The sequence below is a fragment of the Paractinoplanes bogorensis genome, assembly GCF_018829635.1.
GTDB lineage: Bacteria > Actinomycetota > Actinomycetes > Mycobacteriales > Micromonosporaceae > Actinoplanes > Actinoplanes bogorensis.
Window position 1 is genome coordinate 421035 of record NZ_JAHKKG010000007.1, and the last position, 23143, is coordinate 444177.

The 23143-nt window shown below is 69.3% G+C and carries 22 protein-coding genes and 3 pseudogenes; 19 read left to right on the top strand and 6 right to left on the bottom strand.

What is annotated here, in order from left to right; all coding sequences use genetic code 11:
- Positions 1 to 24 precede the first annotated feature (24 nt).
- A complete protein-coding gene (locus tag KOI35_RS24415) occupies positions 25 to 555 on the top strand; it encodes an HIT family protein (RefSeq protein ID WP_215790376.1) in 531 nt (176 codons plus the stop codon).
- Here KOI35_RS24415 and KOI35_RS24420 read toward each other — a convergent pair.
- A complete protein-coding gene (locus KOI35_RS24420) occupies positions 526 to 1083 on the bottom strand; it encodes a TetR/AcrR family transcriptional regulator (protein WP_215790378.1) in 558 nt (185 codons plus the stop codon). The genes KOI35_RS24415 and KOI35_RS24420 overlap by 30 nt on opposite strands.
- A gap of 54 nt (positions 1084 to 1137) precedes the next feature.
- On the opposite strand from KOI35_RS24420, the gene KOI35_RS24425 reads away from it, so the two are divergent.
- Positions 1138 to 2292, top strand: coding sequence for an FAD-dependent monooxygenase (locus KOI35_RS24425; RefSeq protein ID WP_215790380.1), 1155 nt, complete (start codon positions 1138 to 1140; stop codon positions 2290 to 2292).
- Here KOI35_RS24425 and KOI35_RS24430 read toward each other — a convergent pair.
- Positions 2282 to 4441, bottom strand: coding sequence for an elongation factor G-like protein EF-G2 (locus tag KOI35_RS24430; protein WP_215790382.1), 2160 nt, complete (start codon positions 4439 to 4441; stop codon positions 2282 to 2284). The genes KOI35_RS24425 and KOI35_RS24430 overlap by 11 nt on opposite strands.
- 166 nt (positions 4442 to 4607) lie before the next feature.
- Here KOI35_RS24430 and pgsA point away from each other — a divergent pair, with 166 nt between their 5' ends.
- Genes pgsA through KOI35_RS24450 form a run of 4 tightly spaced genes read left to right on the top strand, consistent with a single transcriptional unit; the run spans position 4608 to position 7836 of the window.
- Positions 4608 to 5255, top strand: coding sequence for a phosphatidylinositol phosphate synthase (gene pgsA, locus KOI35_RS24435; protein WP_215790384.1), 648 nt, complete (start codon positions 4608 to 4610; stop codon positions 5253 to 5255).
- A complete protein-coding gene (locus tag KOI35_RS24440) occupies positions 5252 to 6115 on the top strand; it encodes a phosphatidylinositol mannoside acyltransferase (protein WP_215790386.1) in 864 nt (287 codons plus the stop codon). Before pgsA ends, KOI35_RS24440 begins: the two co-directional genes overlap by 4 nt.
- 13 nt (positions 6116 to 6128) lie before the next feature.
- A complete protein-coding gene (locus KOI35_RS24445; protein WP_215790388.1) occupies positions 6129 to 7283 on the top strand; it encodes a glycosyltransferase family 4 protein in 1155 nt (384 codons plus the stop codon).
- 25 nt (positions 7284 to 7308) lie between these two features.
- Entirely contained in the window at positions 7309 to 7836 is a 528-nt protein-coding gene (locus KOI35_RS24450; protein ID WP_215790857.1) for a hypothetical protein, read from the top strand.
- 3 nt (positions 7837 to 7839) lie between these two features.
- Here KOI35_RS24450 and pdxS read toward each other — a convergent pair whose 3' ends face one another.
- The 3 genes from pdxS to KOI35_RS24465 form a co-directional block, all read right to left on the bottom strand.
- Complete coding sequence (gene pdxS, locus KOI35_RS24455; RefSeq protein ID WP_215790389.1) at positions 7840 to 8736, bottom strand: pyridoxal 5'-phosphate synthase lyase subunit PdxS; 897 nt, start codon at positions 8734 to 8736, stop codon at positions 7840 to 7842.
- 714 nt (positions 8737 to 9450) lie between these two features.
- A complete protein-coding gene (locus tag KOI35_RS24460) occupies positions 9451 to 9867 on the bottom strand; it encodes a VOC family protein (protein WP_215790391.1) in 417 nt (138 codons plus the stop codon).
- A 10-nt stretch (positions 9868 to 9877) separates the two neighbouring features.
- A complete protein-coding gene (locus KOI35_RS24465) occupies positions 9878 to 10282 on the bottom strand; it encodes a helix-turn-helix domain-containing protein (protein WP_215790393.1) in 405 nt (134 codons plus the stop codon).
- Between the two features lie 22 nt (positions 10283 to 10304).
- Here KOI35_RS24465 and pdxT point away from each other — a divergent pair, with 22 nt between their 5' ends.
- From pdxT to KOI35_RS24480, 3 genes are all read left to right on the top strand, one after another.
- Positions 10305 to 10907: a pyridoxal 5'-phosphate synthase glutaminase subunit PdxT gene (gene pdxT / locus KOI35_RS24470; RefSeq protein WP_215790395.1), complete on the top strand. Its 603-nt coding sequence runs from the start codon at positions 10305 to 10307 to the stop codon at positions 10905 to 10907.
- A gap of 18 nt (positions 10908 to 10925) precedes the next feature.
- A complete protein-coding gene (locus tag KOI35_RS24475) occupies positions 10926 to 11678 on the top strand; it encodes a YebC/PmpR family DNA-binding transcriptional regulator (protein ID WP_215790397.1) in 753 nt (250 codons plus the stop codon).
- A 61-nt stretch (positions 11679 to 11739) separates the two neighbouring features.
- Entirely contained in the window at positions 11740 to 12306 is a 567-nt protein-coding gene (locus KOI35_RS24480) for a Uma2 family endonuclease (RefSeq protein ID WP_215790399.1), read from the top strand.
- A gap of 37 nt (positions 12307 to 12343) precedes the next feature.
- On the opposite strand, the gene KOI35_RS24485 is transcribed toward KOI35_RS24480, so the two are convergent.
- Entirely contained in the window at positions 12344 to 12862 is a 519-nt protein-coding gene (locus KOI35_RS24485) for a hypothetical protein (protein WP_215790401.1), read from the bottom strand.
- A gap of 121 nt (positions 12863 to 12983) precedes the next feature.
- Here KOI35_RS24485 and ruvC point away from each other — a divergent pair, with 121 nt between their 5' ends.
- The 10 genes and pseudogenes from ruvC to KOI35_RS24530 all read left to right on the top strand — a co-directional run bounded on the left by ruvC (position 12984) and on the right by KOI35_RS24530 (position 23137).
- Positions 12984 to 13517: a crossover junction endodeoxyribonuclease RuvC gene (ruvC, locus tag KOI35_RS24490; RefSeq protein ID WP_215790859.1), complete on the top strand. Its 534-nt coding sequence runs from the start codon at positions 12984 to 12986 to the stop codon at positions 13515 to 13517.
- Complete coding sequence (gene ruvA, locus KOI35_RS24495; protein ID WP_215790403.1) at positions 13514 to 14116, top strand: Holliday junction branch migration protein RuvA; 603 nt, start codon at positions 13514 to 13516, stop codon at positions 14114 to 14116. The genes ruvC and ruvA overlap by 4 nt, the downstream gene beginning before the upstream one ends.
- Positions 14113 to 14320 (top strand): annotated as a pseudogene (locus KOI35_RS24500) (Holliday junction branch migration DNA helicase RuvB); the annotation flags it as partial. The gene ruvA and the pseudogene KOI35_RS24500, both read left to right, overlap by 4 nt.
- Positions 14321 to 14337: 17 nt before the next feature.
- Positions 14338 to 15126, top strand: a pseudogene (locus KOI35_RS49340) (LAGLIDADG family homing endonuclease); the annotation flags it as partial.
- A 153-nt stretch (positions 15127 to 15279) separates the two neighbouring features.
- A pseudogene (gene ruvB, locus KOI35_RS49345) lies at positions 15280 to 16155 on the top strand (Holliday junction branch migration DNA helicase RuvB); the annotation flags it as partial.
- Between the two features lie 146 nt (positions 16156 to 16301).
- Positions 16302 to 16688, top strand: a complete 387-nt coding sequence (gene yajC, locus KOI35_RS24510; RefSeq protein WP_215790405.1) for a preprotein translocase subunit YajC — start codon at positions 16302 to 16304, stop codon at positions 16686 to 16688.
- Positions 16689 to 16840: 152 nt separating this feature from the next.
- The gene (secD, locus tag KOI35_RS24515) at positions 16841 to 18688 is read left to right on the top strand and encodes a protein translocase subunit SecD (RefSeq protein ID WP_215790863.1); all 1848 of its coding nucleotides are present in this window, start codon (positions 16841 to 16843) and stop codon (positions 18686 to 18688) included.
- Between the two features lies 1 nt (position 18689).
- Positions 18690 to 19895, top strand: a complete 1206-nt coding sequence (gene secF, locus KOI35_RS24520; RefSeq protein ID WP_215790407.1) for a protein translocase subunit SecF — start codon at positions 18690 to 18692, stop codon at positions 19893 to 19895.
- A 63-nt stretch (positions 19896 to 19958) separates the two neighbouring features.
- Positions 19959 to 20522, top strand: coding sequence for an adenine phosphoribosyltransferase (locus KOI35_RS24525; protein WP_308121135.1), 564 nt, complete (start codon positions 19959 to 19961; stop codon positions 20520 to 20522).
- Positions 20523 to 20689: 167 nt separating this feature from the next.
- Positions 20690 to 23137, top strand: a complete 2448-nt coding sequence (locus KOI35_RS24530; RefSeq protein ID WP_215790411.1) for a RelA/SpoT family protein — start codon at positions 20690 to 20692, stop codon at positions 23135 to 23137.
- The last annotated feature ends 6 nt before the right edge of the window (positions 23138 to 23143 follow it).

Here is a 23143-nt window from a genome sequence, read left to right on the forward strand (position 1 = left end):
CGCCGGCGCAAGTAGGGTGCCGGTGTGAGCGACGACGTCGAGACCGGGGAACCCGACGGGCTGGAGCGGTTGTGGACGCCGCACCGGCTGACCTACGTCACCGGCGAGGAACGGCCCGAGGGCGGTTACGAGAAGCCCGACGGCTGCCCGTTCTGCCAGGCGCCCGCCGCCGACAGGCTCGTCGTCGCGCGCGGCACGCTGGTGTTCGCCGTGCTCAACCTCTACCCGTACAACCCGGGCCACCTGATGGTCTGCCCCTACCGGCATGTCGCCGACTACACCGATCTCACCGACGACGAGACGGCCGAGGTGGCTTCCTTCACCCGTACGGCGATGCGGGTGATCCGCTCGGTGAGCCGTCCGCACGGTTTCAACCTGGGGATGAACCAGGGTGCCGTGGCCGGTGCGGGCATCGCCGCCCACCTGCACCAGCACATCGTGCCGCGGTGGGGCGGCGACGCGAACTTCATGTCGGTGGTCAGCCGGACCAAGGTGCTGCCCCAGCTGCTCGACGACACCCGCCGGTTACTGATCGACGCGTGGCCCGCCGCCTAGCCGCCGTACGCCGGACGCGATCTCCTCGGCGCTGGGGGCGCTCCCGGGGTCGGTGAGCCACTGGGTCACCACGCCGGACAGCAGGGCCATCTGGGCCGAGCCGACCGTGCGCACGGTGGCCTCGTCGAGCTCGTCCTCGGCGATGCCCGTGGCCAGCGACGCCATGCCCCGCCGGCCCTGCCGCAGACCGCCGGCCAGCTGCGCCCGTAGGTCGGGGTTGTGCTCGGCCTGGATCATCACCTCGACGCTGGCCAGCCACAGCTCGCGATGGGTGGTGATCGAGTGGATCACCCGCGACCAGAACTCCTCGGGTTCGCCGCTCAGCGCGCGGCCTATCTCGTCGCCCCAGTCCTCCATCGCGCCCACCATGGCCGCGGTCATCAGCGCCTCGGTCGAGCCGTAGTGGTAGCCGATCGAGCCGAGATTCGTCCCGGACAGAGCGACGATGTCGCGCGCCGTCGTGCGGGCGTAGCCCTTCTCGTACAACGCGCGCTTCGCGCCGTCCAGCAGATCTTCGCGGTGCCCCATGAACGCCGATCCTAAGTTCTATACAAACGTATAAGACGTTTGTATAGTAGCGGCATGGCAGACATCCTGGTTTCCGGCGCCGGCCTCGGCGGCCCCGCGCTCGCCCACCTCCTCGCCCGTCAGGGCCACTCCGTCACCGTCGTCGAGCGGGCGCCCGCGCCGCGCGAGGCGGGCTACAAGGTGGACGTGCGCGGTGCGGCCACCACCGTGCTGCAGCGCATGGGCGTCTACGAGCAGGCCCGGGCGGCCGACGTCGGCATGCGGCAGATCACCTACGTCAACCGGCACGGCAAGCCGTTCGCCGCGCTCCCGGCCGACCTGCTGATGGGCCGGCGCGGCGACGACATCGAGGTGATGCGGGGCGACCTGAGCCGGGTTCTGCACGACGCCGCGTCCGCCTCCGGGGCCGGGTTCGTCTTCGGCGACTCGATCGCGGCGCTGGCCGACGGTCCGGAGGGCGTCGACGTCACCTTCGCCAGTGGCCGGTCCGCGCGGTTCGACCTGGTCGTGGCGGCCGACGGGCTGCACTCGGCGACCCGCCGCCTGGTGTTCGGCGAGGTGCCCTTGGTTCACCTGGGCGCCTCGATCGCGATCTTCTCGACCGCCAACACCCTCGGCATCGACCACGAGGAGGTCATGTACTCGGAGCCGGGGCGACTGATTTTCGCGTACGCGATGGGCCCGTCGGAGCCGATGCGAGTCGGTCTGGTCCTCGCCGGTCCGGGGTCAGGGCGCGACCCGCGTGCGATCGTCGACGGTTTCGCGGGCGGCGGATGGCGTACGGCGGAGTTCCTGTCGGCCCTGGAAGCGGCCGACGACCTCTATGTCGACTCGCTCAGCCAGGTCGAGGTGCCGCGCTGGTCGTCCGGCCGGGTCGTGCTGCTGGGCGACGCCGCGCACTGTCCGGCCCCCTCGTCCGGGCAGGGCACCAGTCTGGCGCTGGTCGGAGCGCATGTGCTGGCCGACGAGCTGGCTTCGAAGAGCCAGGATCAAGCCCTTTCCGCGTACGAGGTGAGGATGCGCCCGTACGTCGAAAAGAACCTGGCCTTCGGTCGTCGGATGGTCAAGGACATGGTGCCGGGCGGCCGCCTCGCGATCGCGTTCCGCAACTACGGCATGCGCACCCTGAAGTTCCACCCGCGCAAGGAGCAGGTGATCGACAAGGTCTTGGCGCCGCTGCGCGAGGCGGCCAACGCGATCAGTGTGTAGCGGTCTCCTTCTTCACCGTGTCGGCCAGGTGGGGTGGCATCGGTTCGTGGCGGGCGTACGTGCGGGTGAAGGTGCCCGCGCCCGACGAGAGGGCGCGCAGCTCGACGGCGTAGCGGACCAGCTCGGTGGCCGGCACCTCGGCCCGCACCAGGCTGTGCAGCCCGTCGTCGTCGCTCTCGCTGCCCTGCGGGCGGCCGCGACGCCCGGACAGGTCGCTCATCACCGCGCCCACGTAGGCCTCGGGGACCCGCACCACGATCTCGTCGATCGGCTCGAGCAGTGTGACCTGCCCGGCGGCGGCCGCCTCGCGCAAGGCCAGCGAGCCGGCGGTCTGGAACGCGGCGTCGGACGAGTCGACGCTGTGCGCCTTGCCGTCATAGAGGGTGACCCGCAGGTCGACCACCTTGTAACCGGCCACCAGCCCGCGCTCGAGCTGGGCCCGCACGCCCTTCTCGACCGAGGGGATGTAGTTGTGCGGCACCGCGCCGCCCACCACCTTGTCGACGAACTCGAAACCCGACCCGCGCGGCAGCGGCTCGACCCGGATGTCGCAGACCGCGTACTGCCCGTGGCCGCCGGACTGCTTGACGTGCCGCCCGTGCCCCTGGGCGTCGCAGCCGAACGTCTCCAGCAGCGCCACCTTGACCGGCTCGGTGTCGAGCTCGACGCCACCCGAGCGCAGCCGGTCGAGCACCACGTCGGCGTGCGACTCGCCCATCGTCCACAGCACCAGCTGGTGGGTGTCCGGGTTGCGCTCCAGCCGCAGCGTGGGGTCGCCGGCGACCAGGCGGGCCAGGTTCTTGGCCAGGGCGTCCTCGTCCGAGCGGGTCTTGGCGACCACGGCGATCGGCAGCAGCGGCTCGGGCATCGCCCACGGCTCCATCAGCAGCGGCACGTCCTTGCCGCTCAGCGTGTCACCGGTCTCGGCACTGCCGGACTTGGTGATCGCACAGATGTCGCCCGCGATGCACTGGGCGACCTCGCGCAGCTGGGCGCCGAGCGGGGTGTAGACGTGGGCGACCCGCTCGTCGGCGTCGTGGTCGGGGTGACCGCGGTCGGCCAGCCCGTGACCCGACACGTGCAGCGTCTGCTCGGGGCGCAGGGTGCCGGAGAACACCCGTACGAGGGAAACCCGCCCCACATGCCGGTCGATCGTGGTCTTGACCACCTCGGCCACCAGCGGGCCGTCGGGATCGCAGGTCAGCGGCGGACGGGCCGAGCCGTCCACCCCGGTGACCACCGGCAGGTCGTGCTCGAGCGGCGACGGCGCACCGCTGACCAGCCCGTCGAGCAGCGCGTCGAGCCCGACGCCGGTGCCCGCGCAGACCGGGATGACCGGATAGAAGTTGCCCCGGGCGACCGCCTTCTCGAGGTCGGGCAGCAGCGTCGCGGTGCTGATCAGTTCGCCACCGAGGTAGCGGTCCATCAGCGATTCGTCCTCGCTCTCGGCGATGATCCCCTCGATGAGCGCGTTCCGGTCGTCGGCGATCGGGTTCAGGTGCTCGGGCTCGGCCTCGCCGACGCGCGGCGGATAGCCCTCGGAGTAGTCCAGCACCCGCAGCGTGACCAGGCCGATCAGGCCCATCACGGAGGTGCCGTCGTCGCCCAGCATGGGCTGGTAGATCGGCATGACGTTCTCACCGAACGCCTCCTGGATGGTGGCCAGCGTCTCCTCGTAGTCGGCCCGCGGGTGGTCGAGCCGGGTGATCGTGACGGCTCGGGGCATGCCGACCGCGGCGCACTCCTCCCAGAGCGCGACGGTGGCGTCGTCGACGCCGTCGACGGCCGAGACGACGAAGAGCGCGGCGTCCGCGGCCCGCAGGCCGGCGCGCAGCTCCCCGACGAAGTCGGCGTAGCCGGGGGTGTCCAGCAGATTGATCTTGACGTCCTGATGAACCAGGGGCGCGCAGGCCAGCGCGACCGAGCGCTGCTGGCGGATCGCGGCCGGATCGTGGTCCGACACCGTGGTGCCGTCGGTCACCGAACCGGCCCGGGAGATCGTCCCGGTGGCCGCCAGCAGGGCCTCGACCAGGGTGGTCTTACCCGCGCCGGAGTGTCCCACCAGCACCACGTTGCGTACTCTGCCGGGCTCGGTCACCACCGGCGCCGTCGCGCCGTTGAGCCCCTTCTCGGTTGCCTTCTGGGCCATGACGCGCGCTCCTGTCTCGTTTCGTGACTGTTACGCCGCTGTTCTCAGATCCCACACCCGGCGGTGTCCGGAGGGCAACCCTTTGTAGTCGCCCAAAAGACGATAAGGCCGGGACGGACCGCCGGGGAGCGCCGGGCCGCTCACCGCCGATAAGGTGGGACCCGCCATGGCAAAGATCGTCCAAGTTCCCGCGCGCGCCGTCGTAGCCTACGGCGTCAACCCGACCGCCCGTTTTCTGCTGCGGATCGGCGTCACTCCCAATGCGGTCACCATCGCCGGCACCGTCGGCGTCCTGATCGGCTCCTACTTCGGCGCGATGGGCCACCTGGTCCTCGCCACCTTCTTCGTCACCGCCTGCGCGCTGACCGACGTGCTCGACGGCACGATGGCCCGGATGCGTGGCGGCTCCAGCAAATACGGCGCCCTGCTCGACTCGTCGATGGACCGGATCGCCGACGCCGCGGTGTTCGGTGCGGTCGTCTACTACCTGCACACCGAGGGCAACCCGTACGGGGGAATGGTCGCGGCCCTGCTCAGCCTGGCCTTCGGTCAGGTCGTCTCGTATGTCAAGGCGCGCGCCCAGAGCCTGGGGCTGAACGCCGACGTCGGCATCGCCGAGCGTCTGGAGCGGCTGCTCATCGTGGGTTTCGGCGGTCTGCTCAGCGGCTTCGGGCTCGACTGGGGTCTGCCCGCCGCGCTGTGGGTGCTGGCCGCGCTGTCGATCATCACCGCGTTCCAGCGGCTGATCCACGCGTACCGCACCGAGCCCGTTCCGGCCTCGGCCGGTCCGACGGCTGATGTGAACGACGCGTGAAGGACCGGCTGACCGAGCTCGGCTACGCGGCCGGGTGGCGGGTGACGCGGATGTTGCCGCTGTCGGTCGCGCGCCGTGTGTTCCAGGCCGGCGCCGATCGGGCGTACGGGAAAAATGGTCCCGGCACGCAGCGGCTGCGGCGCAATCTGCAGCAGGTCCGGCCCGACATGCCCGACACGCTGGTCCGTGACGGTCTGCGCTCCTACGCGCGCTACTGGCTCGAGGCGTTCCGGCTGCCGTCCCAGAGCCGGGAGCAGTTCCTCGACGGCTTCAGCATGGAGTCCGAGAGCTACGACCACCTCAAGACGGCGATGGCCGACGGCAATGGTGTCGTGCTCGCGCTGCCGCACCTGGCCAACTGGGACGCGGCGGCGGCCTGGGTGGTCTCGCACGACTGGCCGATGGTCACGGTGGCCGAGCGGCTCAAGCCCGAGGCCGTGTTCCAGCAGTTCGTGGCCTACCGCGAGAAGCTCGGCATGGAGGTCATCCCGCTCACCGGCGGGCGGCGAGCCCCGCTCGACGTGCTGGCCGAGCGCCTCCACCAGGGTTACGCGGTGTGCCTGCTCGGCGACCGTGACCTGTCCCGGGGCGGGGTCGAGGTCCAGTTCTTCGGCGGGCGTACGCGGATGCCGGGCGGTCCCGCGATCCTGGCCATCCAGACCGGCGCTCCGCTGTACGCGGCCGACCTCTGGTTCACCCCGACCGGCACCAGTTGCCGGCTGCGCCGCATCGTCCCGCCCACCGAGGGTGCGCTCGACGTGCGGGTCAAGGCCACCACCCAGATGCTCGCCGACGCGTACGCCGCCGGCATCGCGGAACACCCGCAGGACTGGCACATGCTGCAGAAACTGTGGCTGTAGGGAGTTTGCCCGCATGCGCATCGGGATCGTGTCGCCCTATTCGTTCGACGTGCCCGGCGGCGTGCAGAACCACATCATGGATCTCTCCGAGGCGCTGATCGGCCTGGGCCACGAGGTCAGCGTGCTGGCCCCGGCCGACGAGGATGCCGAGCTCCCGCCGTACGTGGTTTCGGCCGGTCGCGCCGTACCGCTGCCCTACAACGGCTCGGTCGCCCGCATCGCGTTCGGCCCGGTGTCGACCGCCCGGGTGCGGCGCTGGCTCAAGGCCGGCCAGTTCGACGTGCTGCACGTGCACGAGCCGATGACGCTCAGCCTCTCGCTGCTCGCCGTGCTCTCGGCCCGCGGCCCGGTGGTGGCGACCTTCCACACGGCGATGACCCGGTCGCGGGCCCTCTCGGCCGCCCAGGGCATGCTCCAGCTGGTCGTCGAGAAGATCACGGCGCGGATCGCGGTCAGCGAGCTCGCCCGCAAGGTGCAGGTCGAGCACCTGGGCGGGGGAGCGGTCGAGATCCCGAACGGGGTCGCGGTGGCCAAGTTCGCCTCGGCCTCGCCGCTCGACGGATGGCCCGGTGACGGTGGCACGCTCGGGTTTCTCGGGCGGTTCACCGAGCCGCGTAAGGGGTTCGACATCCTGCGGGCGGCCTTTGTCGATCTTGCCGCCGCACGGCCGGGCCTGCGTCTTCTCGTGGCCGGCCCCGGGGATTCCTCGGCACTCTTCGCCGAGATACCCGCGCATCTGCATTCTCGGGTGACATTTCTCGGTCTGGTCTCTGAAGCCGACAAAGCTCGCATGTTGCGCTCGGTGGACGTCTACGTCGCGCCGAACACGGGTGGCGAGAGCTTCGGCATGATCCTGACCGAGGCGATGGCGGCCGGGACGGCGATCGCAGCCAGTGATCTCGACGCTTTCCGCCGGGTGCTGGACGGAGGCCGGGCCGGGGCGCTGTTCCCGACCGGCGACGCCTTCTCGCTCCGCGCTGTGCTGGACGGCCTGTTGTCTTCGGTAGACCGGCGCACTGAGCTGGCCGCCGCCGCGAGTGCCGCGGTCATGGCCTTCGACTGGGCCTCGGTAGCTCAGCGTGTTCTCGAGGTATACGCAACGGCGATAGAGGCGACCGACGGACGTGTGATGGACGACGAGTGGGCCGAACCACGCTCCAGCGAATGACCATCCGGGGTCGCGGGGCACTACCATTCCCGCCATGTGGTGGGTCCTGGGTGCCGTCGCGGCCGTGGTGCTGCTCGCGGCATACCTGGGCTGGACGGCTCATCGGGTCGAGCGCGTGCACATCCGGGCCCAGTCGGCCGAGCGGGCCCTCGATGCTCACCTGATGCGCCGGGCCGCGGCCGCGGCGGTGGTGGCCGAGCAGGCCGACATCGTCGAGCTGTACGCGGCGGCGCGGCTCGCCCTCGACGCCGGCGCCGACGAACGCGAGTCGGCCGAAAACGACCTGACCCACCAGTTGCAGGCAATCGCGATGACCGGCGCCGACCCGGCCACCCGGACGCTCGTCGCCTCCAGCCGCCGGGTCGTGCTGGCCCGCCAGGTGCACACCGACCTGGTCCGCGACGCCCTGACCGCGCGCCGCCGGCCGCTGGTGCGGGCATTGCGGATGGCACGGCGTTACCCGCGCCCGCAGTATTTCGACATCGAGGAGCCGCCGATGCCGGTGGCGATCCCCGCCCCCGTCGTCCCGGCGGCCCCGCTCGAGACGGTGTAGCGGCTACCAGCCCCGCTCGGAGAGCCGGTGCGGCACCGGCTCGTCCTCGACGTTGATGCCGACCATGGCCTCGCCCAGCCCGCGCGACACCTTGGCCAGCACGTCCGGGTCGTCGTGGAAGGTGGTCGCCTTGACGATCGCGGCCGCCCGCTGAGCCGGGTTGCCCGACTTGAAGATGCCCGACCCGACGAACACGCCTTCGGCGCCCAGCTGCATCATCATCGCGGCGTCGGCCGGGGTCGCGATGCCGCCCGCGGTGAACAGCACGACCGGCAGCTTGCCCAGTTCGGCCACCTCGCGGACCAGCTCGTACGGCGCCTGCAGCTCCTTGGCCGCGACGAACAGCTCGTCCTCGGGCAGCGTCTGCAGCCGCCGGATCTCCTGCCGGATCTTGCGCATGTGGGTGGTCGCGTTCGACACGTCGCCGGTGCCGGCCTCACCCTTCGACCGGATCATCGCGGCGCCCTCGGTGATCCGGCGCAGCGCCTCACCCAGGTTGGTCGCCCCACACACAAAAGGAACGGAGAAATTCCACTTGTCGATGTGGTTGGCGTAGTCGGCCGGCGTCAGCACTTCCGACTCGTCCACGTAGTCGACGCCGAGCGCCTGCAGCACCTGCGCCTCGACGAAGTGGCCGATGCGGGCCTTGGCCATCACCGGAATGGAAACCGCGGCGATGATCCCGTCGATCATGTCCGGATCCGACATCCGCGACACGCCACCCTGAGCGCGGATGTCAGCCGGAACGCGCTCGAGCGCCATGACCGCCACGGCCCCCGCATCCTCAGCGATCTTGGCTTGCTCGGCGTTGACCACATCCATGATCACGCCGCCCTTGAGCATCTCCGCCATCCCGCGCTTGACCCGGGCGGTCCCGACGGCAGACTGGTTATCGGACATGGTGACAAGGCTCCTCACGCCGGAAATACGGTCACCGAATCGTAGGCACGACGACCCGTCCGGCCGATGGCCAATCGACCCCCAGGTGGCCTGCCCCGAGCAACAGCCTTCACAAGAGCACCGGCGGCACAATCACGCCACAACAGAGTGCTGGCTCTGGGGGGTGATCTCCTGGCGGCGGCTGAACAGCCTCATCAGGAGGTGGGGAGGGTACGCAACCGGGGTTTGGTTGCGTACCCTCCCCACCTCCTGATCCCCTGGGCAGTCGTTGCCAGGAGATCACCCCCCTGCTCTTGACCTTCCTCGTCTCGCCCCATTCCCAGTGAACTGGTCCTGTCCCCGTTGATCTCCAGCGGTTGGCGGGGTTCGGGGCGGAGCCCTGAGGTTTTGCTTGTGTGGGAGAACCGGGCGCCTCGATTCGAAGGAGGACTTCACGACACACGCCTGGGAAGGAGGACTTCACGACACACACCGGGGAAGAGCGAAGACCTCAGGGCTCCGCCCCGAACCCCGACCGCGCAAAGAGATCCAAGGGGACGACCAGATCACTGGCACAGGCGCTGAGAAGGTCAAAAGCGAGGGTGATCTCCCCGCGACGACTGCCCAGGGGATCAGGAGGTGGGCAGGTACGCAACCAAACCCCGGTTGCGTACCTGCCCACCTCCTGATGAGGCTGTTCAGCCGCCGCGGGGAGATCACCCTCGACACCACCAGCTAGAAGTCTTGTGTGTTGTTTCGCTCTACCAGGACCAGCCAGTTGCCGGTGTTGTCGCGCATGACGGCCTCTACGCCGTACGGGCGCTCTGCCGGCTCTTGCAGGAACTCGACTCCTTTTGCGCTCAGCTCCGCGTAGGTCTTTCTGCAGTCGTCTACGCGTAGGCCGAAGCCGCCCATCTGGCCCGCCTCGAGCTGACCCCGGATGAACGCGGCCGACTCCGGCGACAGGGGCGGCCCGGGGACCATCAGGGTCAGCTCGAGCTCGGGCTGGTTGGGGTGGGCGACCGTCACCCAGCGCAACTCACCCATGGTCGCGTCGACCCGGGGCTCGAAACCGAGGTGCTGGACGTAGAAGTCACGGGTGGCGTCCTGGTCGAGGCAGTACACGGTCATCAGCGAGACGTTGAGAATCATGTCCCCGACGCTAGGCCTGCGGACCGGGTGCGGGCTTCTCCGGAATTGCGATCACTCCGTGCATGAACAGCCAGCACCCGGGGATGTGCGGCGAACTTGCGGCCCAGCGGCGCTGGTAGGCAACGGGGCTCTCGCCGACCAGGGCGGTGAAGCGGGACGAGAACGATCCCAGCGACGAGTACCCGACGGCCATGCAGACCTCGGTGACGGTCAGGTTCGCGTACCGGAGAAGGTCTTGTGCCTTGGCTATGCGACGGCGGGACAGGTAGCGCATGGGCGTCTCGCCGTACGCCGCGCGGAACGCCCGTACGAGATGAAACCGGGACATGCCACCCAGTGTGGCCAGGGCGCTCAGGGTGAGCGGCGCGGCGCTGTGCCGGTCGATGTGGTCGCGCACCCGGCGCAAGGCGAACACGATCTCAGCCTAAGCTGAAAACGTGAATATCGGAGTTCTGGCCCTGCAGGGTGACGTGCGGGAACACCTGGCGGCGCTGGCCGAGAGCGACGTCCTGGCGCGGCCGATCCGCCGTCCCGAAGAACTGGCCGACGTCGACGCGCTGGTGCTGCCGGGGGGCGAGTCGACCGCGATCAGCAAGCTCGCGGTGTCGTTCGGGCTGCTCGACCCGATCCGGAAGAGGATCGCCGACGGCATGCCGGTCTACGGGTCGTGTGCGGGCATGATCATGCTGGCTACGAAGGTGCTCGACGGGCGGGCCGACCAGGAGTCGTTCCACGGGATCGACATGGTGGTGCGGCGGAACGCGTTCGGGCGGCAGGTCGATTCGTTCGAGGGTGACGTGGCGATCGACGGCATCGAGGGCGGGGATTTTCACGCCGTCTTCATCCGGGCGCCATGGGTCGAAGAGGTCGGCGACGACGTGCGCGTGTTGGGCCGCGTCAAGGACGGGCCGGTCGCCGGTAGGATTGTCGCCGTTCGGCAGGGGAACCTGCTCGCCACGGCTTTCCACCCGGAGCTCACCGGCGACCTTCGTGTCCACCGGTACTTCGTCGAGATGGTCCGCCAGGCCGCAGACGCTTAGTACAGACGGAGGTTTCGCATGTCCGGCCACTCCAAGTGGGCGACGACCAAGCACAAGAAGGCCGTCATCGACGCCAAGCGCGGCAAGATGTTCGCCAAGCTCATCAAGAACATCGAGGTCGCGGCCCGCACCGGCGGCGGGGACCCGGCGGGTAACCCCACGCTCTACGACGCCATCCAGAAGGCGAAGAAGAGCTCGGTGCCCAACAACAACATCGACAACGCGGTCAAGCGCGGCTCCGGCCTCGAGGGCGGCGGCGCCGACTGGCAGACGATCATGTACGAGGGCTACGGGCCCAACGGTGTCGCGCTGCTGATCGAGTGCCTGACCGACAACCGCAACCGCGCGGCGACCGAGGTACGCACGGCGCTGACCCGCAACGGCGGCACGTTCGCCGACGCCGGCAGCGTGTCCTACCTGTTCAACCGCAAGGGCGTCATCGTGGTGCCCAAGGCCGGCCTGAGCGAGGACGACCTGATGCTGGCCGTTCTCGACGCCGGGGCCGAAGAGATCAACGACCTCGGCGACTCGTTCGAGGTGGTCTGCGAGCCGACCGACCTGGTCGCGGTGCGCACCGCCCTGCAAGAGGCGGGCATCGAGTACGACTCGGCCGAGCGCCCGCTGCTGCCGACGATGTCGGTCCCGCTCGACGAGGAGGCCGCGCGCAAGCTCATGAAGCTGGTCGACGCGCTGGACGACTGCGACGACGTGCAAGAGGTCTACCCGAACGCGGAGATCAGCGACGAGGTCATGGCGGCCATCGACGCCTGACCCACAGTATGGTGACGGGGCCGATCGGTGATCGGCCCCGTTTGCTTTGCCTGATGGGGGTGTGACCGTCGTGGCCGGCCTCTCGCTTCCGCCCATCGAGGATCTCGACATCGAGGACCTCGCCTCGCTGCCCAAGCCGTACCGCTACGAGCTGCGCGAGGGCAACCTCGTGATCACGCCGCCGACCAGCTTCTGGCACAAGGTGATGGCCCGCCGGGTGCTGCTCATGCTGCACGCGGCCGGCCTCAACGTCTTTCAGGATCCCGGCGTACGCGGTGACCGCCCCCGCGACAACCGGGTGCCCGACCTGGGGGTGGTGACCCGCCTGCCCTCGGGTACGGCGAGCTACTCCAACCTCGCCGCGTCGTCGTTCAGCCTGGTCGTCGAGATCGTCTCGGAGGGGGCGGCCAACGGCGAATACACCGACAAGGCGGCCTGGTACGCGTCGCACGGCATCCCGGAGTACTGGATCGTCGACATGACCCCCGAACGGGCCGACGACGACGCTTTCGTGTTCGTGCACCGGCTGCTGCTCGCCGGGGGTGAGCCGATCTACGGCCGCGAGCGGAATGTGCTGCTGTCCGAGCTGCGCGCCGAATACCCCGATACCGGAAGCGACCGGCGCTGATCGAGCCAATGTCCTTTGTCGATGGCTGAGTCGATTTCTAGTAGTCGACGGAGAGCCACGACATCGACTGGATGATCGTGGCGATGAGGAGCAGTCCGAACACTATGCGGCGGCCTATGGCGCGCCACTGGGTGCGGCGATAGGCCTGACACCACGCGATGCCCGCGTCGGCCGAGGCGAGCACGCCGACGCGCACCGTGCCGGGGATCAGGGACGCCTTCTGCAGGGCCATGCTGCCGCCCCGGCGGTAGAGCGCGGCCGCGTAGACCGGTGGCGGCAGCACCCGCACGTCGACCTCGTAGATCTGCTCGTCGCGCCACTGCTTCGTGCGTACGGCCAAACGGTGTTGCATGTAATCGCGCACGGCGTGTGGGTGGCCGAGCAGGCGCCGGCGCCACGTCAGCCGCCGCCAGTGACCGGCGATGTCGGCCAGCACGTCCATGTAGATGTGGGCGGCCTCCGTGTTGCCGCCGACCAGGCGATTCGTCTCACGGCGCAGGGCATCGAGATGCATGGACACGAACGCGACGTACTCCGACGGCGGTTCGTCAGCCATGGGTGGCACCAGATACATGAGTCACACCCCCGTCCCATGGTCGAGGCGTGTCGCTGCCGAGCGCAAGAGGGCCGCGTATTAGGGTGTCGAACACACGTACGTGAGGCAGGGGAGGTCCGTGGTGCGCGTGCTCGGCATCGACCCGGGGCTCACCCGGTGCGGGGTCGGTGTCGTCGAGGGTGTGCCGGGCCGGCCGTGCAAGCTGATCGCCTACTACATCGTGCACAGCCAGCCCGACGAGGACATCGCGCTCCGGCTGCTGCATCTCGACACGTCGCTGGCCGATCTGGTGGCCGAGCACAAACCCGAGAGCGTGGCCGTCGAGCGGGTGTTTTCCCAGCACAACGTACGCACGGTGATGGGCACGGCCCAGGCCAGCGCGGTCGCCGTGCTGGCCGGGGCACGCGCCGGGCTGCCCGTGCAGACGTACACGCCGAGCGAGGTCAAGGCGGCCGTCACCGGCTCCGGCACGGCGGGCAAGGCGCAGGTCACGGCAATGGTCACCCGGCTGCTGTCGCTCGACGCGCCGCCCAAGCCGGCTGACGCCGCCGACGCGCTCGCCATCGCCATCTGCCACATCTGGCGTGGCGGCACGCGCGCCAGGATTCAGGCTGCGGCCATAGCCGCCGCGCGTAGAGGGGGAGTCCGCCGATGATCGCCAGTGTGCGCGGGGTGGTTGCCGCGATCATGCCGGACGGCGCCGTCATCGAGGTCGGCGGTGTCGGCCTGCAGGTGCAGTGCGCGCCCGGCACGCTCGCCAACCTCAAGGCGGGGGCCGAGGCCCGGCTGGCCACCAGCATGGTGGTGCGGGAAGACTCGCTGACCCTCTACGGCTTCGCCGACGACGAGGAGAAACACCTCTTCGAGCTGCTGCAGACCGCGAGCGGCGTCGGCCCGCGACTGGCCCAGGCGGTGCTGGCCGTGCACCAGCCCGAGACGGTGCGCCGGGCGATCGCCGGGGGTGACCTGGCCACGCTGACCCGGGTGCCCGGCATCGGTAAGAAGGGCGCCGAGCGGATGGTGCTCGAGCTCCGCGACCGCATCGGCCCGATGCCGATCGCCGACGGTGCGCCGGCCGGCATGCTGCACGGCGTCTGGCAGGACCAGGTGCGCCAGGGTGTGCTTGCGCTGGGCTGGTCGGCGGCCCAGGCCGACCAGGCGGTGGCCGCCGTGGCCGAGGGCATCGACGGCGAGGTGCCGCCCGTTCCGGTGCTGCTGCGTCAGGCCATCCGGCTGCTGGGCAAGGCCCGATGACCGACGATCTGGTCTCGGCCGACGCGGGCGACGACGAGCTCGACGCCGAGGCGAGTGTCCGCCCTCGGCGCCTGGCCGACTTCATCGCGCAGCACCGCGTCCGGGATCAGCTCGAGCTGCTGCTCAAGGGCGCTATGGGCCGCGGCGCGCCACCCGACCACATCCTGCTGTCGGGGCCGCCCGGTCTCGGGAAGCCGGTGTCGATCGATGCTCTTGTGCTGATGGGTGACGGATCACGGCGACGGCTCGGGGACGTCGTCGTGGGAGACCGGGTGATCACCCGGACTGGTGAACCGGCTGAGGTGCAGGCGGTCCACGAACAGGGCGAACTCGACTCCGTCCGGATCCGGACCACATCCGGGCGGGAAGTCGTGGCTGCCCCGGACCACCCGTTCTGGACCACTGAGGGCTGGGTCAAAGCAGGCGATCTGACTCCACAGGACGTCCTGGCCAACGTCTTGTCGCCGGCTGTCGCCTTCGACGCGACCGAGGATACGGACGAGTTCCGCTTGGCCGGTTACATGATCGGTGACGGATGCACGAGCAACCAGGTCACCTTCACCGGCGGCGACGTGGCCGTGCTGGACGATTTCCGCGCGGTCTGCGACCGGCTCGGCTATGCACACAAGACTCGTCCCAACTCGGCTCGCAGCGAACTGGTACGTATCTCAGGGTTGAAGCCGTGGCTGACCGAGACCGGGCTGATCGACAAGACCGCCTGGCTCAAGCGGGTTCCCGGGTTCGTCTTCCGGGGCGACGAATGGCAGGTCGGAGCGTTCCTGGCGGCTTACTTCGCATGTGACGGATCGGTCAGCCGGCGGGGGCGCGACCGCTACGACGTGGTGATCGAGTTCTACAGCGTTTCCCGGGGTCTGCTCGAAGACACCCAGCATCTGCTGCTCCGGCTCGGTATCCAATCGCGGTTGAAGCTGAAGCGTGGCCGTTATCAAGGGCGACCTCACGAGTCGTGGCGGTTGTCCATCACCAGCCAAGATGACGCGGCCCGGTTCGCCGAGCGGGTAACTCCGATCGGTGAGCGTGGTGTCCGGCTGCGCGAGTGGGCGCCACGCCGTGACAGATTCGACGAGCAGCTCGCGCCGGACCGGATCGCCTCCGTCGAGCCGGCGGGTCTGACGGAATGCCGATGCCTCACGGTCGCCGACGACCACACTTTCACCGTGAACGACCTGGTCGTGCACAACACGACGTTGGCCAACATCACGGCGGCGGAACTGGGGACGGGGATCCGGACCACCAGTGGGCCGGTCATCGAACGATCCGGTGACCTGGCGGCGATCCTGACCAGCCTGGCTCCGGGTGACGTGCTGTTCATCGACGAGATTCACCGCATCGCCAAGCCGGCCGAGGAACTGCTCTACAGCGCGATGGAGGACTTCCGGGTCGACGTGATCGTCGGCAAGGGACCGGGCGCGACCGCGATCCCGATCGACGTCGAGCCGTTCACGCTGGTCGGGGCGACGACGCGGGCCGGTCTGCTGTCCGGGCCGATGCGTGACCGGTTCGGGTTCGTGGCCCATCTCGACTTCTACTCGCCGGCCGATCTCGACTCGCTGCTGCACCGTTCGGCGCGCATCCTCGGCGTACCGATCACCGCGGGTGGTGCGGCCGAGATCGCGGGCCGCTCCCGGGGCACTCCGCGCATCGCGAACCGCCTGCTCCGGCGGGTGCGCGACTTCGCCGAGGTGCGGGCCGACGGCGTGGTCACCGAGGAGACGGCCCGCGAGGCGCTCAAGGTGTACGACGTGGACGCTCTGGGTCTCGACCGGCTCGACCGGGCCGTGTTGCGCGCGCTGATCGAGTCGTTCAAGGGCGGGCCGGTCGGTTTGTCCACCTTGGCGGTGGCGGTCGGCGAACAGTCGGACACCGTCGAGGAGGTCTGCGAGCCTTTTCTCGTACGGGCGGGATTGCTCGCCCGGACGCCGAGGGGACGTGTCGCCACCGAGGCGGGCTGGGCGCACCTGGGAAAGACGCCACCCTCGGGCACGGTTCAGGGGGACTTGTTCGCACGAGACGCGTGAAATCCCCTCGTAATGTGAACGTGATGTGTGCCGCATTCGGACTTCCCAGGTTGACCGATTAGACTCGCCGCCGTTCAACCCGGGATGTGCTTATCGCCCCGGTGCGCGTGTTCGGCGCCGCCGGTGGCCAACGGAAGGCTCTATAAGTGATTCAGGCAGCCGAGGCATCCGGCGGTGGCAGCTTCACGCCGCTGCTCCTCATCGTTCTGCTCTTCGCCGTGATGTATTTCCTGATGATCCGGCCGCAGCAGAAGCGTCGCCGGGAGGCCCAGGCGATGCAGAACGCGCTCGGACCCGGCGACCAGATCCAGACCATCGGCGGCCTGCACGGCACCGTCGTGTCGGTCGACGACGACGTCGTCACGCTCGAGATCGCCGACGGTGTGCACGTGCGGTTCGCCCGCCCGGCCATCGCGCGTGTCCTCACCCAGACGCCCGCCGCCGAGGCTCCGCTCGAAGAAGAAGAGCTGGTCGAGCCCGCGGTGGAGGAGCCGATTGTCAACCCGGTGACCGATACGCGTAAAAAGGACTGACGCAAGTTCCCCGAGGCCGGCCCGCGGCGTTATTCAGCCGCCGGGCCGGTTCGTCGGGTGTGCGCAACCGCGCCCGATAAAAGCCGAATTTTCAGACCACCACCGTAAGACACAGGGAGACCGAAGCCGTGGCACGACCACCACAGGGACAGATGCATCCCGGACGGCAGCTAGCCGTGCTCGGCGGAATCTTCGTCGTCCTGTACCTGCTTGTTTTCTTCGCCGGCGGCGCGAGCGGCAGCTTCACCGACCGGCTGCACCCCAAGCTCGGGCTCGACCTGGTGGGTGGCACGCAGGCCACTTACATCGCCTCCGTGCAGGGCGGCCAGGTGCCGTCCAAGGAAAGCATGGAGCAGGCCCGCAACATCATCGAGAACCGGGTCAACGCGCTCGGCGTCTCCGAGGCCGAGGTTGTCGTCCAGGGTGACCGCAACATCGTGGTCTCGCTCGCGGGCAAGGCCGACGACCAGCTCAAGGACCTGTCACAGGCCGCGCAGATGCGGTTCCGCCTGCTGATCGGCACCACCGGTGACGTCTCGGCGACCGCGCTGAACCCGCCGTCCGCGGCGCCGTCCGGCAGCGCCGCGCCGTCGGCCGGTGCGAGCGCCCCGGCGCCCACGGGAAGTGCCCCGGCGGTCAACGCCACCCCGTCCGCCGGCGGTCAGGGTGGTGGCGAGGTCATGAAGGCCCCGACGCCCACCCCGACCCCGACCCCGAGCGCGAGCGCTGAGGCTCCGGCCTCGGCCGCGGAGCTGGCCACGCGCGAGGAGGTGCAGAAGAAGGTCGGTGCCGCCCAGTGGGCCGCCGCCGAGAAGCTCACCGCCCCGGTCGACCTGACCAGCAACCCCGAGGCCGGCAAGCAGTTCGCCAACTTCGCCAAGCTGTCCGGCACCGAGGTCGCCGCGCTGACGGCGCAGATGCAGTTCAACGTGCCGACGATCAGCTGCAAGCAGCTCGACGACCGGCCCAACGGCGCGATCGACGACGTGAACACCGACGCCGCGGTCTGCTACCAGAGCGCCAAGGTGCTGCTCGACAAGGCGAAGGTCGTCGGTGACGACATCTCCAAGGCGAGCCCGCAGCTCGACCAGCAGACCGGCCAGTGGGTCGTCTCGCTCGACTTCACCGGTGCGGGTTCGACCAAGTGGGCGGCCCTGACCCGGCAGGCGTTCGAGGCCACCTCGAGCGACCCCTGCTACGTCGCCGCGCAGTCGCTCTACGGCAGCGTCGAGCACTGCGCCGTCGCCGTCGTGCTCGACAAGTCGGTCATCTCGGCCCCGCAGATCCAGGGCGTGCTCACCGGCACCTCGCAGATCACCGGCCAGTTCAACGCGACCTCGGCGAAGCAGCTGGCCGACCAGCTCAACTTCGGCGCCATCCCGGTCACGTTCAACTCGGGCCCGGCCCAGACCGTCTCGGCCACCCTGGGCATCCAGCAGCTGCAGGCCGGTCTGCTGGCCGCCGCGATCGGCATGGGCCTGGTCGCGATCTACGCGTTCTTCTACTACCGCCTGCTCGGCTCCGTGATCTTCATGAGCCTCATCCTGTCCGGTCTGCTGACCTTCGGCGCGCTGGTCTTCCTGGGCCGCACGATGGGCTTCACGCTGACCCTGGCCGGTATCGCCGGTTTCATCGTGTCCCTAGGTGTCGCGGCCGACTCGTTCGTCATCTACTTCGAACGACTGAAAGACGAGATCCACGAGGGTCGAAGTCCGCGAAGCGCGGTGCCCCGAGCCTGGGCCCGTGCGCGGCGTACGATCATCTCGGCGAACGCGATCACCATTCTCGCCGCGGTCGTGCTCTACATCGTCTCGGTCGGTGCGGTTCAGGGCTTCGCCTTCGCCCTGGGTCTCTCGACGGTTCTGGACCTCCTCGTGGTGTTCCTCTTCCGTCACCCGATCATGACGATGTTCGCGAGCACCAAGGCGTTCCTGTCGCCGCGGGTCAGTGGTCTCGGCCGCGTCCTGCGCCGCGCCCAGACCGACCCCAAGGAGGCCTGACATGGCCCGCGAAGGTCTTGCTTCCCGCCTCTACGCGGGTGAAGCGAACGTCAACGTCATCGGCAAGCGCAAGATCTGGTTCATCGTGGCCGCGGCGCTCGTGCTGCTGTCCGTCGGCAGCTTCGCGATCAACCAGTTCCACCTGGGCATCGAGTTCGCCGGTGGCACCTCGTTCAGCGTTCCGGCCAAGACCACGGACGGGCGCACGCTGACCCAGGCCGAGGCCTCCGACGCGGTGGAGCGGGCGATCCAGTCGGTCGACCCGAACGCCGAGGTCGGCGCGGCCCAGGAGGTCTCCGGCATCGGCGGCAACGGTGGCAGCTTCACCGTCCGCGCGTCGGCGATGACCGCCCAGCAGGCCGAGGCGGCCAAGACGGCACTGGTCGAAGACCTGAAGGTGCCGTCCGAGGCGGTCAGTGACGACCAGGTGTCGGCCGCCTGGGGTGGCCAGGTCACCCGGCAGGCGCTGCTCGGTCTGGTGATCTTCCTGGTCCTGGTGATGGTCTATCTGGTCGTGCGGTTCGAGTGGCGCATGGCGGTCGCCGCCATCTCGTCGCTGCTGCTCGACCTGATCGTCACGGCCGGCATCTACTCGCTGGTCGGGTTTGAGGTCACGCCGTCGACGGTGATCGGCTTCCTGACGATTCTGGGTTACTCGCTGTACGACGTGGTGGTGGTGTTCGACAAGGTGCAGGAGAACACCCGCGGCATCACAGCGGGCAGCACGCGCACCTACAGCGAGGCCGCCAACCTGGCGGTCAACCAGACCCTGATGCGCTCGATCAACACCGGTCTGGTGGCGCTGCTGCCGGTCGGCGGTCTGCTCTTCATCGGGGCCGGCCTGCTCGGCGCGGGCACGCTGAAGGACCTCGGCCTGGTGCTGTTCGTCGGTATGGGCCTGGGCGTGCTCTTCTCGATCATGTTCGCGGCGCCGGTGCTGACCGCGCTCAAGGACCGCGAGCCGCGGATCAAGGCGCACACCGCCCGGGTGCTGGCCCGGCGGGCCGCGATCCGTTCCGGCGACGTGGCCCCGCGGGCCGAGCGGTCCGGCCGCAACGCCAACGTCACCGAGTCGGACGAGGCCCCGGCGCTGGCGTCGGCCGCCCCGCGGCCCGGCAGCCGGCCGACGGCGAAGCGCAACACCAACCGCAGTGGACGGCCCGGCGGCGCCGGCAACCGGCCCAGCGGCGGGAACAAGCGACGCTAGAAAGTCACGATGAGCGGGGGCGGCCGGGATGCGGCCGCCCCCGCTGTCGTTAGGCTGTGCCGCGTGACTGACGAGATTCCCCGCGCCACCGGTGACAGCGGCCGCGATCTGGCCGCGGTGGTCGCCGGCGGCACGATCGACGTGCCCGACTTTCCGAAGCCGGGCATCGTCTTCAAGGACCTGATGCCGCTGTTCGCCGACGGTCCGGCGTTTCGCGAGGTGGTCGACGGGATCGTCGGCCACTACGGCACCGACTCGTTCGACGTGGTGGCCGGGGTCGAGGCGCGCGGGTTCGTGGTGGCGTCGGCCATCGCGTACGCGTCCGGGGTCGGTGTGGTGCCGGTGCGCAAGGCGGGCAAGCTGCCGCGGCAGGCCCTGTCGGCCTCGTACGAGCTGGAATACGGCGAGGCGGCCCTCGAGGTGCACGAGGACGCGTTCATCGCCGGTCAGCGGGTCCTGGTGGTCGACGACGTGCTCGCCACCGGAGGGACGGCGGGGGCCGCTCTCGATCTGGTGGAGCGGGCCGGCGGGTCGGTCATCGGCTTCACCGTTCTGATGGAGCTGGCCTTCCTGAAGGGCCGCGAGCGGCTGAGTCCACGTACAGTGCATGCGCTACTGACCGTTTGATGACCGTTTGACCGGCCGACGCCGCTCTTTCGAAGGTTCGGCCGGGCCATCCGGGAAGACTCTGCGGGTAGGATGACGTTCCTAGCCAGGTGACCAACTCTGGCATTGGTGGGCTTCTCGGGTCGGCGACGACCGGTGAGATCCCGAGCGATGGTGTGAGGAGGCCGGTGTCCAGCGACGTCGTCCCTCCGGCGGAGGGCACGGTGCAGCCGACCGAGGACTCACGTAACGGTGCTGACCCCAAGGTCGAGACGGACGCTGCGGCGCCCGAGGCTGAGGTGCAGCCCGAGGCGGTGGATGAGGACGCCACGCAGGCGTTGACGCCGGCCGACGGCGCGGGCAGTGGCTTCGGCCTGGCCAGCGCGCCGACCGGGCGCCGGGTGCGGGCCCGCCTGGCCCGGTTCAACGCGCCGTGGCAGAGCACGCAGGTCAGCGAGGTGCTCGAGCCGCTGATCGCGACCCACCGGGCCAGTCATCCCAAGGCCGACGGCCGCATGCTCCAGCGTGCGTTCGACGTCGCCGCCCGGTGGCACTCGGGTCAGTACCGCAAGTCCGGTGACCCCTACATCACCCATCCGCTGGCCGTGGCGACCATCCTGGCCAACCTCGGCATGGACACGACCACCCTGGTCGCGGCCCTGCTGCACGACACGATCGAGGACACCGACTACTCGCTCGAGTCGATGCGCAACGACTTCGGCGGCGAGGTGGCGCTGCTCGTCGACGGCGTGACCAAGCTCGACCGGGTGAAACTGGGCGACGCGGCCAAGGCCGAGACCATCCGCAAGATGGTCGTCGCCATGGCCAAAGACCCGCGGGTGCTGGTCATCAAGCTGGCCGACCGGCTGCACAACATGCGCACCCTGACCTTCCTGCCGCGTCCCAAGCAGGAGCAGAAGGCCAAGGAGACGCTCGAGATCCTGGCCCCGCTGGCCCACCGCCTCGGTATGAACACGATCAAGTGGGAGCTCGAGGACCTCGCGTTCGGCACGTTGTTCCCCAAGCGGTTCGAAGAGATCAACCGGCTCATCGGCGAGCACCAGCCGCAGCGTGAGGCGTTGCTGCGGCAGGTCACCAACCGGGTCCAGCTCGACCTGAAGTCGGCCAAGATCAAGGCCGAGACGACCGGCCGGCCCAAGCACCTCTACTCGATCTATCAGAAGATGATCGTGCGGGGCCGCGACTTCAACGACATCTACGACCTGGTCGGCGTGCGCATCCTGGTCGACACGGTCCGCGACTGCTACGCCGCGCTGGGCGTCATCCACGCGAACTGGCAGCCGGTGCCGGGCCGGTTCAAGGACTACATCGCGATGCCGAAGTTCAACATGTACCAGTCGTTGCACACGACGGTCATCGGCCCGACCGGCAAGCCGGTCGAGATGCAGATCCGCACCTTCGCGATGCACCGCACGGCCGAGTTCGGCATCGCCGCGCACTGGAAGTACAAGGAGCAGAAGGGCGCGACGATCGTCGGCCCGCCGGCCCACATCGACGAGATGACCTGGCTGCGGCAGCTGCTCGACTGGCAGCGCGAGGCCAGCGACCCGTCGGAGTTCCTCGACGCGCTGCGGTTCGACCTGTCCAGCCAAGAGGTCTACGTCTTCACGCCCAAGGGCGACGTCATCCCGCTGCCGACGGGTTCGACCCCGGTCGACTTCGCCTACGCGGTGCACACCGAGGTCGGGCACAAGTGCATCGGCGCCCGGGTCAACGGCAAGCTGGTGCCGCTCGAGTCGACGCTGTCCAACGGCGACGTCATCGAGATCTTCACGTCGAAGTCGTCGACCGCCGGCCCGACGCAGGACTGGCTGGGCTTCGTCAAGAGCCCGCGGGCCCGCACCAAGATCCGGCAGTACTTCAACAAGGAACGCCGCGAAGAGGCGATCGAGGAGGGCAAGGAGGCGATCGTCAAGGCGATGCGCAAGCAGGGTCTGCCCCTGCAGCGCATGCTGACGAACGAGAACCTCACGACGATCGCCCGCGATCTGCATCTGGCCGATGTGGCCTCGCTCTACGCGGCCATCGGCGAGAGCACGGTCAGTGCCCAGTCGGTGGTGCAGAAGCTCGTCGCCGGTTTCGGTGGCGAAGAGGGCGCGGTCGAAGACATCGCCGAGACCGCCGTCGCGACCCGCCCGCCGCGCAACCGCAGCACGGCGCAGGATCCGGGCGTCGTGGTCAAGGGTGTCAGCGACGTGTGGGTCAAGCTGGCCCGCTGCTGCACCCCGGTGCCGGGCGACGCGGTGTTCGGCTTCGTCACCCGCTCGGGCGGCGTGAGCGTGCACCGGGAAGACTGCGCCAACGCGGGCGACCTGAGCGACCAGCAGGAACGGGTCGTCGAGGTGACCTGGAAGCCGACCAGCGCGTCGACGTTCCTGGTGGCCATCCAGGTCGAGGCGCTCGACCGGCACAAGCTGCTGGCCGACGTGACCCGTGTGCTGTCCGAGGAACGGGTCAACATCCTGTCGGCGACGGTCACCACGACCCGCGACCGGGTGGCGGTCAGCCGCTTCACGTTCGAGATGGCCGACCCGAAGCACCTGGGCCACCTGGTGGCCGCGGTCCGCAAGGTCGACGGCGTCTTCGACGCCTACCGGGTGACGTCCGGCGCGTAGCTAAAA

Excerpts from the sequence above, each read along its gene's own strand:
- KOI35_RS24445 (WP_215790388.1), top strand. The coding sequence starts at position 6,129 with ATGCGCATCGGGATCGTGTCGCCCTATTCGTTCGACGTGCCCGGCGGC.
- KOI35_RS24420 (WP_215790378.1), bottom strand. The coding sequence starts at position 1,083 with ATGGGGCACCGCGAAGATCTGCTGGACGGCGCGAAGCGCGCGTTGTAC.
- KOI35_RS24430 (WP_215790382.1), bottom strand. The coding sequence starts at position 4,441 with ATGGCCCAGAAGGCAACCGAGAAGGGGCTCAACGGCGCGACGGCGCCG.
- pdxS (WP_215790389.1), bottom strand. The coding sequence starts at position 8,736 with ATGTCCGATAACCAGTCTGCCGTCGGGACCGCCCGGGTCAAGCGCGGG.
- secF (WP_215790407.1), top strand. The coding sequence starts at position 18,690 with ATGGCCCGCGAAGGTCTTGCTTCCCGCCTCTACGCGGGTGAAGCGAAC.
- KOI35_RS24475 (WP_215790397.1), top strand. The coding sequence starts at position 10,926 with ATGTCCGGCCACTCCAAGTGGGCGACGACCAAGCACAAGAAGGCCGTC.
- ruvA (WP_215790403.1), top strand. The coding sequence starts at position 13,514 with ATGATCGCCAGTGTGCGCGGGGTGGTTGCCGCGATCATGCCGGACGGC.
- KOI35_RS24485 (WP_215790401.1), bottom strand. The coding sequence starts at position 12,862 with ATGGCTGACGAACCGCCGTCGGAGTACGTCGCGTTCGTGTCCATGCAT.
- KOI35_RS24460 (WP_215790391.1), bottom strand. The coding sequence starts at position 9,867 with ATGATTCTCAACGTCTCGCTGATGACCGTGTACTGCCTCGACCAGGAC.
- secD (WP_215790863.1), top strand. The coding sequence starts at position 16,841 with ATGCATCCCGGACGGCAGCTAGCCGTGCTCGGCGGAATCTTCGTCGTC.
- pgsA (WP_215790384.1), top strand. The coding sequence starts at position 4,608 with ATGGCAAAGATCGTCCAAGTTCCCGCGCGCGCCGTCGTAGCCTACGGC.
- KOI35_RS24425 (WP_215790380.1), top strand. The coding sequence starts at position 1,138 with ATGGCAGACATCCTGGTTTCCGGCGCCGGCCTCGGCGGCCCCGCGCTC.